Raw genomic sequence first — 14,753 nt, 5'->3', positions numbered from 1 at the left:
ACTGTGCAACCACCAATTAAAAACAAAACGCCCGGCTAAAAGCCGGGCATTCTGATTAATTTTATAGCAATTTATGCCAATATATCAGGCAGAATTACTTCTGGAAGTAATTATACTTGCCGTCTTCACCCTTCCGCCATTCAAACATGACGTAAGGCGACAGGCTTGGATCACCCTTCTTGTCGAAGGAAATTTCACCCAGCACGGTCTTGAACGGCCCCTTGTCCTTCATCGCCGTCGCAACTTCCTGCGGATCGTTGCTCCCTGCTGCATTGGCAGCGCTGACCAGCGACTGCACACCGGCATAGGCATAGAAAGTATAAGCTTCCGGCTCAAAACCCTTGTCGCGGAAAGCTTTGATCAGGTCTGCATTCGCCTTGTCGTCGCGCGGGTCCGGGCCAAAAGTGTTCATGACGCCAGCCACCGCATCGCCCGCAATCGAAGCCAGTTCGTTGGAAACGATACCGTCACCCGAAATGAACTGCGCCTTGAGGCCCTGATCGGCCATCTGGCGGATCAGAAGACCAGCTTCCGGGTGCATGCCACCCCAATAGACAGCCGTGATACCTGCGGCCTTCATCTTGGAAATCAGCGCCGAGAAATCCTTGTCGCCCTGATTCACGCCTTCATAAAGCGTTTCCTTCATGCCGTTCTCGTTGAGCGACTTCTTGGTCTCGTCGGCAAGGCCCTGACCGTAAGGCGTCTTGTCGTGCAGGATCGCAACCTTGCCATCCTTGTAATGGTCGGCCATGTATTTTCCGGCGACGATGCCTTGCTGGTCGTCACGACGGCAGGTGCGGAAGGTGTTCCACAGTTCACGCTCGGTAAAGGTCGGGTTGGTGGTGCCCGGTGCGATCATCAGCACGCCGTTTTCGGCATAGATATCCGAGGTCGGAATGCTGACGCCGGAATTGAAGTGGCCGATGACAAACTGAACGCCATCGCCAACGAACTTGTTTGCAACCGAAATGCCCTGCTTCGGATCGGCGGCATCATCACCATAAACGATGCTGATCTTTTCGCCATTCATGCCGCCCTTGGCATTGGCTTCCGCGACAGCAGCTTCAACACCACGCTTGATCTGCTCGCCGAATGCGGCCTGACTGCCGGTCAAAGGCGCGCCAACACCGACCATCACATCGGCAAAGGCTGCGCCGCCAAAAGCGACCAGAGCCGAAAGGCAAACGCCGCAGAACAAAGACTTCTTCATTTCGATTACTCCCACTTCGAGCGTTGCCAACTGAACCGGCACTGCCCTGTCTCTTTATGTCGAAAGAAACCGGCTATTCCGCATTCCCGTTTCGGGTGCAGTTTGGGGGAAAATGAAGCACCTCCGCCCGCATGACCGGCCTCCTCCCCAGAAGGCGAGATTAAACGTAGAGAATCACACTACGCAAAATCACCTTGCTAGGTAAAATCGCAGAGACGTAAAAGTAAAGCGTAGAAATCCTCAACTTTCGGCGTTTTTCGCATGAGGTCATGCGACGGAGGTCATTCAACAATAGGTCGAGTATCGGAAATGTTATAATACACTGTTTTTAAATACATTTTTTACAGAAAATTGCGCGCGCATTGCCCCCCTCAAGATCAACGCGCTCAATCAGACCATTCTGTTTTTTAAGATTTTATATTAGCAAACAAAAGAAAAATGCCCAGCACGATGACCGGGCATTCTCCATTGACGCAATAATAATGCGTTTTTACTTCTGCTGAATGTAGGTGTATTTCCCGTCAGCGCCCTTTTCCCACTTGTACATGACGTAGCCCGGGAGCTTCGGATCGCCCTTTTCGTCATAGGAAATATCGCCGAGCACGGTCTTGAACGGGCCCTTTTCCTTCAGCGCCTTGGCAACTTCCTGCGGGTCGTTGCTGCCCGCGGCCTTGGCGGCCTGAGCGAGCGACTGAACAGCTGCATAGGAATAAAGCGTGTAGGCTTCCGGCTCGAAACCAGCGTCGCGGAACTTCTTGACGAGGTCGGCGTTGTCCGGGTTGTTGCGCGGATCCGGGCCGAAGGTGTTCAACGTACCGGCAACAGCGTCGCCAGCAATCGAAGCCAGTTCGTTCGACACGATACCGTCGCCCGAGATGAACTGAGCCTTGAGGCCCTGGTCAGCCATCTGACGGATGATCAGGCCAGCTTCCGGATGGAGGCCGCCCCAGTAAACAACGGTAACGCCAGCCTGCTTGAGCTTGGCGATCAGCGCCGAGAAGTCCTTTTCGCCGACGTTCACGCCTTCATAAAGGGCTTCCTTGGTGCCGAGCTCATTGAGCTTCTTCTTGGTTTCATCGGCAAGACCCTGACCATAAGGGGTCTTGTCGTGAATGACGGCGATCTTCGCATCCTTGAAGTTGTCGAAGATGTACTGGCCGGCAACGATACCCTGCTGGTCGTCACGGCCGCAGGTACGGAACGTGTTCCACAGCTGGCGCTCGGTGTAGACCGGGTTGGTTGCAGCAGGCGAAATTTCGAGAATGCCGTTTTCGGCATAGACTTCAGAAGCCGGGATAGAAACGCCCGAGTTGAAGTGACCAACCACATATTTCACGCCATCGGCAGCGAATTTGTTAGCCACCGAAATGCCCTGCTTCGGATCCGAAACGTCGTCGCCGAGCGTGATCGCGATCTTCTCGCCGTTGATGCCGCCGGCATCGTTGATTTCCTTGATAGCAGCTTCGGCGCCTTTCTGGATCTGCGCACCGTAAACGGCATTCGGGCCGGTCAGCGGCGCGCCGATACCCAGAAGTACATCAGCCCATGCAGAGCCACCAAAAGCCATCACAGCAGCAAGAGCCACGCCCGAAAAAAGATACTTCTTCATTTTTGGAACTCCCATCCTTGTATTTACCCCGATACGATGTTTTGCATCGCATTATTATCTTGCTGAATACTCAGCAATATCTACGCTGAATCATGATACTGTCAACGTGATCTTGTAAAAAAAGCTCCGCCGCGAACGGCGAAGCTTCGAATTATTTTGCTTTCCAGCTCAGCGGCGAAGCTTTTTCATAAAGCCAGCCATACTGCCGCACCATTTGTTTGGTGCGCGTGTATTGGAACCCGATCGCACCGATGATCATCAGCACGATCGTGTCCACCAGATAATAGTGGAGCGAGAGCAGCGTGCCTTCAAACAGCGCGAAGTGGATGAAACGCACCGCAGCGCCCAGCGGGATCAGATAGACCAGCAACTGCGGCAGGCTGCGCCAGGTCTGCGCGCAGGCGCGGCCTGTCATCCAGGCAGCCCAGCCGCCGAGAAGACACGTAATGAGGAAAAACAGCCAGAAAGACGGTTCTTCGTAGAGAATACCCTGCATGATTTCCTCCTTAATGCCTTCCGCCTTCGAGATAGGCGGCGCGCACTTCCGGATCAGCCAGAAGATCGCGGCCCGAACCGCTCATCGTGATCGACCCGTTGACCATCACATAACCGCGGTCGGCGAGCTTGAGCGCGCCGAATGCGTTCTGCTCGACAAGAAACACCGTCAGGCCCTGTGTGCGGTTCAGTTCCTTGATTGCCTCGAAGATCTGCTTGACGATCAGCGGCGCAAGGCCCAGCGACGGCTCATCGAGAAGCAGAAGCTTCGGACGCGCCATCAGAGCACGGGCAATAGCCAGCATCTGCTGCTCACCACCCGACAGCGTACCGCCGCGCTGGCTGATACGCTCCTTGAGACGCGGGAACAGGTCGAACATCAGCTTCACGTCTTCTTCGAAGTATTGCTGATTGTCGAGGCTCGCGCCCATCTGGAGATTTTCCAGAACCGTCATGCGCGGGAAGATGCGACGCCCTTCCGGCGACTGCGCGATACGCAGCTTCGCAATCTCATGCGGCGGCATGGACGTAATGTCTTTGCCGTTGAAGAGAATGCGACCGGTGCGCGCTTTCGGCGAACCGAAAATCGTCATCATCAGCGTGGACTTGCCAGCACCGTTGGCGCCGATCAGGGCGACGATTTCACCTTCGTCCACCGTCAGGTCGATGCCCTTCAGCGCACAGATGTTACCGTAATAGGTCTCGACTTTTTCAACGGCCAGAAGCGGTTGCTTTTTCTGCATGGTTTCAGCCTGCATCATTCGCCTCCCTTCTTCGGCTTGGCCGGAGCTTTGCGGCTGCGCGGCGCCTTTGCGGGAGTGGTCTTGTGGCTCGTCGGAACATCACCGGCTTCGACGCGGCTCGAGAATTCGGTCGCCTGACCGGCGGCCAATTGCGCCGCCTGCCCCACCCAGTCTTCCCGGGCGATGCGGCCATCGAATTCCAGATAGGTTTCGGCCTGCTTGATGTCGGCCTCGGACCACGCGGCGATCTGATCGAAATGATAGATGCCGTGCTCGTTCAGCTTCTTCTCGTTGACCGCACCGATGCCCTTGACGAGCGTCAGGTTGTCGGCCTTGCCATCGCGTGGCGCGCCCAGTCCACCGGCGAACTGCACGACTTCCGCCGATTTTTCCTGCTCGATCGCTTCTTCGGCAAGCTGGGTCGCGATGAAATCCGCCGGATCGCCCGTACCGGGCTTGTCGGCCTCATCGATCAGCTCGGCGATTTCCTCGTCATCCACACCGAGATAAGCGGCGATGACGCGCGGATCGTTGCGGACTTCTTCCGGCGATCCATCGGAAATCTTGGTGCCATATTCCAGCACGATCACGTGGTCGGAAATTTCCATCACCACCGACATATCGTGCTCGATCAGCAGGAGCGAGGTTCCCGTTTCCTTACGGATATCGAGCAAAAGCTTGTTCAGCTCCGCCGACTCGCGCGGATTGAGACCTGCTGCCGGTTCGTCGAGGCAGAGGATTTCCGGCTCGGTGCACATGGCGCGGGCGATTTCCAGACGGCGCTGATCGCCGTAGGGCAGATCGCCAGCCGGATCATCCGCACGTGCGGTGAGGTTGATCTTTTCCAGCCAGTAACGCGCCTTTTCGATAGCCTCCTTGGCGGCCTTCTTGTAACCCGGCAGGCCGAGAAGCCCAAGGACCGTGTAACCCGACGAGCGCATGAGCGTGTTGTGCTGCGCGACCAGTAGATTTTCCAGAACGGTCAGGCCCGAAAACAGGCGAATATTCTGGAAGGTGCGCGCCACCTTGGCCTGCTTGGTGATCTGGAAATCAGGAAGACGCTCCAGAAGGAAAGTCTCGCCCGTATTGCGATGCATGGTCAACATGCCACCGGTCGGCTTGTAGAAGCCGGTGATGCAGTTGAAGACCGTGGTTTTACCGGCACCATTCGGGCCGATCAGCGCGGTAATATCACCACGCTTCACGTCGAAGCTCAGATCGTTGATGGCGACGAGGCCACCGAAGCGCATCGACAGATGCTCAACCTGAAGAACAGTGTCTTTCTGAACATTGTCAGGCATTCTCGCTGTCTCCGCCATCAGCCGTGCCCTTCCTTGGTAAAGGCACCCGACACCATCTTCTTCTCATGCAGGAACGCACTTGGTTCTCGGCTTCCGACAAAACCGCGCGGCTTCCAGACCATGACGACCACCATGGCGAGCCCGAAGATGAGCATACGATAGAGTTCCGGCGTGAAATCGGGACCGAAGATCGCCTTCAGGAAGCCCATTTCACGCAGGATTTCCGTGCCGCCGATCATGACGATTGCAGCAATGGCGATACCGACGAGCGATCCCATGCCGCCAAGAACCACGATGGCGAGGATAACCGCCGATTCGAGAAACACGAAGGATTCCGGGCTCACGAAGCCCTGACGCGCCGCGAAGAACGAGCCTGCAAAACCGCCGAACATGGCGCCCGTGGCAAAAGCCGTCAGCTTGGTGGTCGTGGTGTTGATGCCGAGCGAACGACAGGCGATTTCGTCTTCACGCAGCGCTTCCCACGCACGGCCAACCGGCATGCGGCGCAGACGGATCGTGACCCAGGCGGTCAGAAGTGCCAGCAGCAGAATGACGTAATAGAGGAAGAACTTGTAATGCGCCGGTGAGAAGGCAATTCCCATATGGGCGGCAAAACCATCCGGGCCGGCCTTGAACGGCAAACCGAAGAAGGTGGCCTTGGCGATACCCGAAATACCGAAGGTGCCCTTGGTGAGATCGGTCCAGTTGATCAGCACCAGACGGATGATTTCACCGAAAGCGAGCGTCACGATGGCCAGATAATCACCGCGCAATCGCAGGACCGGGAAGCCCAGAATGATGCCCCAGGTTGCGGCCAGAATGCCTGCCATGGGCAGCAGCATCCAGAAGGACAGGCCAAAATAGCTGGACAGGATCGCATAGGAATAGGCGCCGACCGCGTAGAAAGCCACATAGCCGAGATCAAGAAGACCGGCGAGACCGACGACGATGTTGAGCCCCCAGGCCAGCATCACATAGATGAGGATCTGGACGCCGAAATTATCGACCCATTTGAGCGAGCCCTGCCAGCCCAGCGCCAGAACGATCAGGATCGGATAGGCAAAGAGGAAGGCAACGCCGAGCTTGGAGAAATGGGTGCGGAAGAATGACTGGCCATCGGTGGCGGCAACCGTCCGGCTGCTCTTGGCGAGCTTGCGCGCCTCCAGCTGCGGCTGCAGGAAGGCGACGAACAGGAAGCGTCCCACCGCCGCCAGCGCAACCATGACGGCCAGTGCACCCCAGCGCTGCACCAGCACCAGTTCATTGTTGATGTTCTGCTCGGTCTTGAAACCGATGATCAGGATAAAGAGGCCCAGCGCCAGAAGACCGGCGACGATACCCTCGCGAATGGCCCGGCCAAAAAGGGAATCCGGGCGTGAACTCGACTGTACAGCCATGATTACACCTTTTCGACTTCAGGACGGCCAAGAATACCCGACGGCATGAAGATCAGCACGATGGCCAGGATCGAAAACGCCGCGACATCCTTGTAGTCGATCGAGAAATAAGCCGACCAGAGCGCTTCGATCAGACCGATCAGCAGGCCGCCGACAACAGCGCCCGGAAGCGAACCAATACCGCCCAGAACCGCAGCCGTGAACGCCTTAACGCCGGGGATGAACCCGTCGGCGAAGGAGATCACACCGTAGAAGGACAGGTAAAGCGTACCGGCGACGGCTGCGAGCATGGCGCCCATCACGAAGGTCAGCGAAATCACACGGTCGACATTGATGCCGAGAAGTGCGGCCATCTTGCGGTCCTGCTCACAGGCGCGCTGGGCGCGGCCAAGCGACGTGCGATTGACGATGTACCAGAAGATCGTCAGCAGCACGGCGGTGACCACGATCACGACGATCTGCTTCAGCGAAATCGTGACGTCGGTGCCGAACAGGCTGTAGGAGCCGTTCAGAAGCTGTGGAACCGGCTTGTTGCGCGGGCCCTGCGTTACCTGGACGAAATTGGACAATGCGATCGACATGCCGATTGCCGTGATCAGCGGCGCAAGGCGGAACGAACCGCGCAGCGGCCGGTAGGCCACGCGCTCAATCGTCCAGCTCCACAAGCCGGTCATGAGCATAGCGACCACCATCATCAGAAGCAGCAGCAACGCAATCGGCAGCGCCCCGATGAAAGTTGTGATGATGAGAAAAACAATCAGCGCCATAAAGGCGCCGAGCATGAAGACATCGCCATGAGCAAAGTTGATCATGCCGATGATACCATAGACCATCGTGTAGCCGATGGCGATCAGGCCATAGATCGAACCGAGCGCGAGCCCGTTGATCACCTGCTGGAGGAAATATTCCATCGAAAAGCCACCCATTTTACAAGCCGGAATCTTATTGGCGCATTATTATTTCGTGCACCCTCATTTTTTTCCCGGTCGATTACACCTAACGGCTGCATCACGGAATGCAAGCCCTTTCGTCTAAAACAAAAGACTAATTGCTTCATCCCTCCGCAAACCGGTTATGTCCCCTATGAAAAGCCCCTTTATGCGTCCTTTTCTACCGAAACGGGCGCGTTATTCCATATTTTCCCCGAAGCCTCAAAAGGCAAGAAATAGGGTGGCTGGTCATTTTTGACCAGCCGTACCCGTTTTTATGCAACTGTGAAACCGTGAGCAAAAGGGTCCCGGTCATCGATGAAGATCGTATTATAACCGGTCATGCGTGCCCAGCCCGCAATTGACGGAATAATACCCGGCAACACGGTTTCCTGGCCCGTTTCAGGCCCCGTGACTTCCACCGCCCGCTCCACGCGACCGTGGAACAGCGAACCGATGATAGATTCATGCACGAATTCGTCGCCCGGCTTCAGCTTGCCCTTGGCGGCCAGCTGCGCCATGCGAGCCGATGTGCCGGTGCCGCAAGGCGAACGGTCGATGGCCTTGTCGCCGTAGAAGACAGCATTGCGCGCATGGGCTTCCGGCTTGGTCGGCTTGCCGGTCCACAGAATATGCGTCAGGCGATTGATATCGGCGAGCAGCAGGTGCTGGAACTTGTATTTCTCATTCAGGCGCTGACGCAGAACAGGGCTCCAGGCGATCAGCTGCAAGGCGCTGTAATCGGCCATGTCGGTGTAATTGTCCTGCGGCTCGACGATAGCGTAGAAATTGCCGCCATAGGCCACATCGACCTTGAGCGTGCCAAGATCGGGGCATTCCACTTCCAAGCCTTCCGCATAAAGGAAAGCCGGAACATTGGTGAGGCGCACGCGCTCCACATACTGGCCGTTCTGCTCATATTCGATGGCAACGAGACCCGCTGGCGTGTCGAGATTGAGCTTGCCGGGCGTCTTCGGTGTCACGAGGCCCTGCTCGATCGCCATGGTCACCGTACCGATGGTGCCGTGACCGCACATGGGCAGGCAACCCGAGGTCTCGATGAACAGCACCGCCACATCGCAGTCCGGGCGCGTCGGCGGATAGAGGATCGAGCCAGACATCATGTCGTGGCCGCGCGGTTCGAACATCAGGCCGGTACGGATCCAGTCAAACTCGCGCAGAAAATGCGCGCGTTTCTCCATCATGGTCGAACCTTCGAGGTTCGGGCCGCCGCCAGCCACCAGGCGCACTGGGTTGCCGCAGGTATGTCCGTCGACGCAGAAAAAAGAATGTCTTGCCATGATGGTCAGTTCCGAAAACGTTGAGGCTTGAATGGTTCGATATCGATTGCAGGCTTCGCGCCGGTGATCAGATCGCGGATGAGGCGTGCCGTCGCTGCCGATTGCGTGAGGCCCAGATGGCCGTGGCCGAAGCCGTAGAAAACATTGCCGCCAGATGATGCCCGTCCGACGACCGGCAGAGAGTCCGGAAGGGACGGACGATAGCCCATCCACTCGCGTCCGCCTTCGGTCTTGAGACCCGGCAGGAAGCGGGAGGCCTTGGTCAACATAGCTTTGGAGCGCGCATAATTTGGCGGCAGATCAAGCCCGCCGAATTCAACCGCGCCGCCGACGCGCAAGCCTGTCGCCATCGGCGTGATGACGAAACCATGGCTTGGGAAGGTGAGCTGCCGCTTGACGTCGAAAGCACCGACCGGCAGCGTGGTGTTGTAACCGCGCTCGGTATCAAGCGGCACGACATCGCCAAAGCCCTTGGCGAATTCCCGCGAAAAGGCGCCCGTCATCACGATGAGGTTCTTCGCGCTGATTTCCGTGCCGTCTTCAAGACGCACGCGCGCGCCGCCATCAGCCGGTTGCGCGCTCGTCACCTTCGCTTTCAAGAAGCGCGCACCGAGGCGCTCCGCATGGGCCCAGATGGCCTGTCCGAACAGTTTCGGATCGCTGACATTCTTCCAGCCGGGCACGAAAGTTCCCGCCACAATGCGCGGGCTTAGGCCCGGCTGCAATTCGGCCAGTCGCGCGCCGTGGACATGCTCGTGCGCAATGCCAGCCTTCTCGCGAATTTCCCAGCTTGGCAACGCGGCAGTCAGTTCCGCTTCGGATTCATAAAGCTCCAGATTGCCGTCTTCCCGCAAGCGGTCGCGCAGACCGGCCCGGTCGATCAAGGCCAGCATCTCGCTTTCCGCAAGCCGCATGATATTTGCCTGTGTGACAGCGGTTTTCTCGAGCGCCCTGGCGCTGCTGGCACGCCAGAAACGATAAAGCCACGGCACCATTTTCGGGAAGTAGGACGGACGGATCGAAAACGGCCCCAGCGGGTCCATCAGCCAGCCCGGCACCTTGCGCATGACGCCCTTGGACGCCATCGGCAGAATATCCGAAAAAGCAAGCGCCGCCGCGTTGCCCGAACTGGTTTCCTCGCAGATGCCCGTGCGATCGATGACGAGGACATTTCGTCCGGCCTCGGCAAGCAAGGCTGCCGTCGCAGAACCGACAATGCCGCCGCCGATGATAACAATATCCTGCTGACCCATTTTCTGTTGATTTTTGGGATCAGATTTCATTCTTTTTGCGGCTCCCCACCGATGCAGATCGAGGCGTCATCACGAATGGAGCCCCTGCCTTTGTCAATACCGGGTTCCCGGTAACTGATTTCGTATTCGCTATCGATCCCTGCCCGGCACGACGCTGGTTCGAAATCAGGCTAACTTTGAAATTGGGAAAATCCCCCGTCCAACAAATTTTCGGAATAACACTATGCTCAAACCCGGTAGTGCGAGGACGGGTGCGGCAAGGCTATTGCCTTGGTCGATATTGATATATCAGAGATATATTTGTAGGATCGTTTCCTGTCAATTGCCATCATAGAAGACACTGGACCACATGACACAGACGAGCCTCCGCGAACGGTCGATCAAGAGCGCCACCGGCAAATCGATCCCCGCCATTGATAGCCTGGGCGGCGAAAGCCTTGCCGAGCAAGCCTATCAGACGCTGGAACGCATGGTCGTCACGCTTGAGCTGGAACCAGGCGCTGTGGTCAATGAACGCACGCTCATTGAGCTGACGGGCATGGGCCGCACGCCGCTGCGTGAAGCCATTCAGCGGCTTGCCTGGGAAGGGCTGATGGAGGTTCGCCCCCGTTCCGGCATTGCGATCACGCCCATCGACCCCAAGGATTTCGCCAAGGTTCTCGATGCCCGCGAAGGCGTCGAGCGTGTGCTGGCGCGCGATGCCGCGCGTTTCGGCAGCCCGCGTGACTATCAGCGGCTGGAAGCGGCAGCGGCCGCCATGCGGCAGGCAATTCCCAATGAAGATGTGCAATCATTTCTTGATGCCGACAAGGCTTTCGACATCGTGCTTGGCTCGGCGGCCAATAACCCTTATGCGACCCGTCTCGCGGCCCCGCTTCAGACCCATAGCCGCCGGTTCTGGTTCCGTTTGCGACCCTCGGCCAGCATCACCGGTTCAGCGAATGCCCATGCGGCGCTCATTGAGGCCATCGTGTCACGCGAACCGGAACGCGCCAGCAATACGGCAAGTGAACTGATGGAATATCTGCGCACGCTTGCTCCCTGACCTAGTGGTCTGATTCCAACATTTGCATCCCTCGGTTCACGCGCTGACCAAATGTTGGAATCAAAAAGACCACTAGCAAGTATATGTATCTAGTGGATTTTTCGAATTTGACGTTTGAGACGGAATCGTGGAACCGCTCTATTTATTTGTTTTTAAGCATTATCCTACGTATCGAAGCGGGAGCAGAAATCAGTCCAGTGGACTGATTTCCCCGCGTAGGCGCTACGCACTTTTGCTGGAAATGCTCTGGCGGCTCAACGCAAAACAACATTTCTTCGCGTGCGCTCGGTCGCCACGTCGAACGAAGTCGATGCATTGGTGTCGAAAACCATGCCGTCATCCGTATTCACATCGTTGAGCGCCAGCGCATAGGAATGGCGGGTACCGTGGCGCATATCTTTGGCCTGCACCGAAACGATGGAAAGAATAGCCATGAGGCCCACAAGGGTCTGAGTCGAATAACGCATTTCCGGCGCTCCCGGCAGCCAACCTGAAAATTGTGGGTGCAGTGAACGCTGCACTGGCGACCGAAAAATGGCACAAGTAGACCAGCTTAAGGGCAGATTTACACAAAACCGTGAGCAAACGAAAAAGCCGGAACGCTAGCCCCGGCTGGTTGTCGTGCGAAGAGAGCGACGCTCAATGTGTCTTGTTCATTGATTCCGACATTTTGCGCAACACATTCAGCGCCACGCTCAATTCCTCGTCGGTCACGCCTTCAAGCAGGTCTTCACGCACATCACCGGCAAGCTTTTCGACCTGCTCGGCCAGAATCTTGCCCTCTTCGGTCATCACCACCCGCTTGGCGCGGCGATCACCCTCGACCGTCTGGCGCTCGATGAATGACTGGCGTTCCAGGCCATCGAGAAGACGAACCATGGTCGCATTCTCGATCTCCAGCGTTTCGGCCAGTTCCTTTTGATAAAGACCTTCCTGCTCGATCAATGCCAGTAGCGTGCGTGCGCGCGCCAGTGTCAGGCCCCGCTCTTTTACCCTGGCGTCAAAAACGGTGCGAAGCCTGCGGTTGACCTTCGCCATGGCATCAATCATTTCTGCTCTGAGATCTGCGGTGCTCATATCCGATGCCTTATATATTAGTAAACTAACGATTGTGTTTCTGGATAAATGGCCCACGGTTCATTTTCAATGGCCGCACGCAAAACTCACGCAAGCGTGAAGTTTAAACCCGCTGAAGGTAGGTTGTGCGAGAATAAGATCTTCGCGAGCGACTGAATTAAAGAACCGAAGTAACGGGTAGTATGAATAAATTTTAAATAAGAAAAATATACACGAACAATAAAACCAAAAAGAAAAGCGGACCAGAGTCCGCTTTCCCAAATATATGTGAATTTTCTACCGTATCAGCCCGGTATAACCGCGCCCTGCAGCGTCATCAGCTGGTGCAGGAAGATTTCGGCCTTGGTGCGATGCTCCGGCGAAGTCGCATCATCGAGCGCCTTACGGGCTTCATCGATGCGGCGCGTAATGTCCGACGGCTCAATGGCGTCGACATGCGTTGCGGATTCGGCCAGCACGGTGCAGCTCTGCGGGGTAATATCGGCAAAACCGCCGAAAACCACATAAGAGTCAGACTTGCCGTCGGCAAGCTTCACCGAAACGACTCCCGGCATGATCGTCGACATCAGCGGCGAATGACCGGCGAGAGCCGTCAGATAGCCTTCGCTACCCGGAATGACGACTTCCGTCACCTGCGCGGAAAGCAGGAGGCGTTCAGGCGACACGAGTTCGAATTGGAAAGCTTGAGCCATGGTTCTCACTTAAATTTCCTGAGCGTGATCTCGAAACTGGAAACCGGTTTGCGGAAAGATCGTGCTCAAACAAATGAACAGGTCGTCTCGGTGGGCCTTTCGGCCCACCGGGAAACTCAATTCATCAAGCGGCTTCAGCAGCCAGCTTCTTCGCCTTTTCGATCGCTTCTTCAATCGAGCCGACCATGTAGAAGGCCGGTTCTGGAAGATGATCGTATTCACCTGCGCAAAGGCCCTTGAAGCCCTTGATGGTGTCTTCGAGCGCGACAAGCTTGCCTGGCGAACCGGTGAAGACTTCAGCAACGAAGAACGGCTGCGACAGGAAGCGTTCGATCTTACGAGCGCGCGCAACGGTCAGCTTGTCGTCTTCCGACAGTTCGTCCATGCCGAGGATGGCGATGATGTCCTGAAGAGCCTTGTAGCGCTGCAGGATCGCCTGCACCTGACGGGCAACGGCGTAGTGTTCTTCACCAACGATCATCGGATCGAGCATACGCGACGTGGATTCCAGAGGATCCACAGCCGGGTAAATACCCTTTTCAGCGATCGAACGGTTCAGCGTGGTGGTCGCGTCCAAGTGAGCGAACGACGTAGCCGGAGCAGGATCGGTCAAATCGTCGGCAGGAACGTAAATTGCCTGAACCGAGGTAATCGAACCCTTGGTCGTCGTGGTGATGCGTTCCTGCATCGCGCCCATGTCGGTTGCCAGCGTCGGCTGATAACCCACAGCGGAAGGAATACGGCCGAGAAGAGCCGAAAGTTCCGAACCAGCCTGCGTGAAGCGGAAGATGTTGTCCACGAAGAACAGAACGTCCTGGCCCTTGTCACGGAAGTTTTCAGCAACCGTCAGACCCGAAAGGGCAACGCGAGCGCGCGCACCCGGAGGCTCGTTCATCTGACCGTAAACGAGTGCGGCCTTGGAGCCTTCACCGCCGCCGAGCTTGTTGACGCCCGATTCGATCATTTCGTGGTAAAGATCGTTACCTTCACGGGTACGTTCACCAACGCCCGCGAATACCGAGTAACCACCGTGCGCCTTGGCGACGTTGTTGATCAGTTCCATGATGAGAACGGTCTTGCCGACGCCGGCGCCGCCGAACAGACCAATCTTACCACCCTTGGCGTAAGGAGCGAGAAGGTCGACGACCTTGATGCCCGTTACCAGGATTTCAGCTTCGGTCGACTGTTCGATATATTCAGGCGCTTCCTGGTGGATCGCGCGGCGCGCCGTGGTCTTGATCGGACCAGCTTCGTCAACCGGCTCGCCGATGACGTTCATGATGCGGCCAAGCGTTTCTTCACCAACCGGAACCATGATCGGGTTGCCGGTGTCGCGCACTTCGTGACCGCGAACCAGACCTTCGGTCGAGTCCATGGCGATGGTGCGAACGGTGTTTTCGCCCAGATGCTGCGCAACTTCGAGAACCAGGCGGTTGCCCAGATTGTCGGTTTCCAGAGCGTTGAGGATCAGCGGCAGCTGACCGTCTTCGAACTGTACGTCGACAACAGCGCCGATGACCTGAGTGATCTTGCCAACTGCACCGGTCGCCGCAGCCTTGGGAGCTGCTGGCGTCTTGGCGGCAGCCGCCTTAGCTGGTGTAGCCTTGGCTGGAGCCTTCTTCGCCGCTGCCGGCTTTGCTTCGGCCGCGGCGGTAGTTTTCGGGGTCGCTGCTTTTGCCATCGATCCTTACCTTCCGTTAG

At 56.9% G+C, this 14,753-nt stretch carries 14 protein-coding genes; 1 reads left to right on the top strand and 13 read right to left on the bottom strand.

Features of this window, described 5'->3' with window-relative positions; all coding sequences use genetic code 11:
• Positions 1-94: 94 nt before the first annotated feature.
• The 9 genes from WIX40_RS15670 to WIX40_RS15630 all read right to left on the bottom strand — a co-directional run bounded on the left by WIX40_RS15670 (position 95) and on the right by WIX40_RS15630 (position 10,268).
• Positions 95-1,210 (bottom strand): branched-chain amino acid ABC transporter substrate-binding protein, encoded by a 1,116-nt coding sequence (locus tag WIX40_RS15670; RefSeq protein WP_140025476.1) that lies wholly within the window; start codon positions 1,208-1,210, stop codon positions 95-97.
• A gap of 490 nt (positions 1,211-1,700) precedes the next feature.
• Complete coding sequence (locus tag WIX40_RS15665; protein ID WP_109369805.1) at positions 1,701-2,819, bottom strand: branched-chain amino acid ABC transporter substrate-binding protein; 1,119 nt, start codon at positions 2,817-2,819, stop codon at positions 1,701-1,703.
• 151 nt (positions 2,820-2,970) lie between these two features.
• On the bottom strand, positions 2,971-3,315 hold the full coding sequence (locus tag WIX40_RS15660; RefSeq protein WP_109369806.1) for a DUF6867 family protein: 345 nt from the start codon (positions 3,313-3,315) through the stop codon (positions 2,971-2,973).
• Positions 3,316-3,325: 10 nt separating this feature from the next.
• Complete coding sequence (locus tag WIX40_RS15655; RefSeq protein ID WP_109369807.1) at positions 3,326-4,072, bottom strand: ABC transporter ATP-binding protein; 747 nt, start codon at positions 4,070-4,072, stop codon at positions 3,326-3,328.
• Positions 4,072-5,358 carry an ATP-binding cassette domain-containing protein gene (locus WIX40_RS15650; RefSeq protein WP_371830922.1) on the bottom strand — a complete coding sequence of 429 codons (1,287 nt, stop codon included), beginning with the start codon at positions 5,356-5,358 and terminating at the stop codon, positions 4,072-4,074. The genes WIX40_RS15655 and WIX40_RS15650 overlap by 1 nt, the downstream gene beginning before the upstream one ends.
• A gap of 17 nt (positions 5,359-5,375) precedes the next feature.
• A complete protein-coding gene (livM, locus tag WIX40_RS15645) occupies positions 5,376-6,755 on the bottom strand; it encodes a high-affinity branched-chain amino acid ABC transporter permease LivM (RefSeq protein ID WP_109369809.1) in 1,380 nt (459 codons plus the stop codon).
• Between the two features lie 2 nt (positions 6,756-6,757).
• The gene (locus WIX40_RS15640; protein ID WP_109370318.1) at positions 6,758-7,666 is read right to left on the bottom strand and encodes a branched-chain amino acid ABC transporter permease; all 909 of its coding nucleotides are present in this window, start codon (positions 7,664-7,666) and stop codon (positions 6,758-6,760) included.
• Between the two features lie 293 nt (positions 7,667-7,959).
• Positions 7,960-8,985 (bottom strand): 4-hydroxyproline epimerase, encoded by a 1,026-nt coding sequence (locus tag WIX40_RS15635; protein WP_339440565.1) that lies wholly within the window; start codon positions 8,983-8,985, stop codon positions 7,960-7,962.
• Positions 8,986-8,990: 5 nt separating this feature from the next.
• The gene (locus WIX40_RS15630) at positions 8,991-10,268 is read right to left on the bottom strand and encodes an NAD(P)/FAD-dependent oxidoreductase (protein ID WP_339440563.1); all 1,278 of its coding nucleotides are present in this window, start codon (positions 10,266-10,268) and stop codon (positions 8,991-8,993) included.
• A gap of 319 nt (positions 10,269-10,587) precedes the next feature.
• Between WIX40_RS15630 and WIX40_RS15625 the strand changes: the two genes are divergently transcribed.
• On the top strand, positions 10,588-11,283 hold the full coding sequence (locus tag WIX40_RS15625) for a GntR family transcriptional regulator (RefSeq protein ID WP_109369812.1): 696 nt from the start codon (positions 10,588-10,590) through the stop codon (positions 11,281-11,283).
• A gap of 254 nt (positions 11,284-11,537) precedes the next feature.
• Here WIX40_RS15625 and WIX40_RS15620 read toward each other — a convergent pair whose 3' ends face one another.
• From WIX40_RS15620 to atpD, 4 genes are all read right to left on the bottom strand, one after another.
• Complete coding sequence (locus tag WIX40_RS15620) at positions 11,538-11,750, bottom strand: hypothetical protein (RefSeq protein WP_109369814.1); 213 nt, start codon at positions 11,748-11,750, stop codon at positions 11,538-11,540.
• Between the two features lie 172 nt (positions 11,751-11,922).
• Positions 11,923-12,360, bottom strand: coding sequence for a MarR family winged helix-turn-helix transcriptional regulator (locus tag WIX40_RS15615; protein ID WP_109369815.1), 438 nt, complete (start codon positions 12,358-12,360; stop codon positions 11,923-11,925).
• A gap of 284 nt (positions 12,361-12,644) precedes the next feature.
• Entirely contained in the window at positions 12,645-13,052 is a 408-nt protein-coding gene (locus WIX40_RS15610; RefSeq protein WP_078339547.1) for a F0F1 ATP synthase subunit epsilon, read from the bottom strand.
• Between the two features lie 124 nt (positions 13,053-13,176).
• On the bottom strand, positions 13,177-14,733 hold the full coding sequence (atpD, locus tag WIX40_RS15605) for a F0F1 ATP synthase subunit beta (RefSeq protein ID WP_109369816.1): 1,557 nt from the start codon (positions 14,731-14,733) through the stop codon (positions 13,177-13,179).
• Between the last annotated feature and the right edge of the window lie 20 nt (positions 14,734-14,753).

This window comes from Ochrobactrum teleogrylli (assembly GCF_037482325.1).
In the GTDB taxonomy this organism is placed as follows: domain Bacteria; phylum Pseudomonadota; class Alphaproteobacteria; order Rhizobiales; family Rhizobiaceae; genus Brucella; species Brucella teleogrylli.
The sequence above is the reverse complement of the archived record's forward strand: the minus strand, read 5'-3'. Positions and strand labels throughout refer to the sequence as shown.

Excerpts from the sequence above, each read along its gene's own strand:
- WIX40_RS15665 (WP_109369805.1), bottom strand. The coding sequence starts at position 2,819 with ATGAAGAAGTATCTTTTTTCGGGCGTGGCTCTTGCTGCTGTGATGGCT.
- WIX40_RS15670 (WP_140025476.1), bottom strand. The coding sequence starts at position 1,210 with ATGAAGAAGTCTTTGTTCTGCGGCGTTTGCCTTTCGGCTCTGGTCGCT.
- WIX40_RS15635 (WP_339440565.1), bottom strand. The coding sequence starts at position 8,985 with ATGGCAAGACATTCTTTTTTCTGCGTCGACGGACATACCTGCGGCAAC.
- WIX40_RS15630 (WP_339440563.1), bottom strand. The coding sequence starts at position 10,268 with ATGAAATCTGATCCCAAAAATCAACAGAAAATGGGTCAGCAGGATATT.
- livM (WP_109369809.1), bottom strand. The coding sequence starts at position 6,755 with ATGGCTGTACAGTCGAGTTCACGCCCGGATTCCCTTTTTGGCCGGGCC.
- WIX40_RS15650 (WP_371830922.1), bottom strand. The coding sequence starts at position 5,358 with ATGCCTGACAATGTTCAGAAAGACACTGTTCTTCAGGTTGAGCATCTG.
- WIX40_RS15660 (WP_109369806.1), bottom strand. The coding sequence starts at position 3,315 with ATGCAGGGTATTCTCTACGAAGAACCGTCTTTCTGGCTGTTTTTCCTC.
- WIX40_RS15615 (WP_109369815.1), bottom strand. The coding sequence starts at position 12,360 with ATGAGCACCGCAGATCTCAGAGCAGAAATGATTGATGCCATGGCGAAG.
- WIX40_RS15640 (WP_109370318.1), bottom strand. The coding sequence starts at position 7,666 with ATGGAATATTTCCTCCAGCAGGTGATCAACGGGCTCGCGCTCGGTTCG.
- WIX40_RS15655 (WP_109369807.1), bottom strand. The coding sequence starts at position 4,072 with ATGCAGGCTGAAACCATGCAGAAAAAGCAACCGCTTCTGGCCGTTGAA.
- WIX40_RS15610 (WP_078339547.1), bottom strand. The coding sequence starts at position 13,052 with ATGGCTCAAGCTTTCCAATTCGAACTCGTGTCGCCTGAACGCCTCCTG.
- atpD (WP_109369816.1), bottom strand. The coding sequence starts at position 14,733 with ATGGCAAAAGCAGCGACCCCGAAAACTACCGCCGCGGCCGAAGCAAAG.
- WIX40_RS15620 (WP_109369814.1), bottom strand. The coding sequence starts at position 11,750 with ATGCGTTATTCGACTCAGACCCTTGTGGGCCTCATGGCTATTCTTTCC.
- WIX40_RS15625 (WP_109369812.1), top strand. The coding sequence starts at position 10,588 with ATGACACAGACGAGCCTCCGCGAACGGTCGATCAAGAGCGCCACCGGC.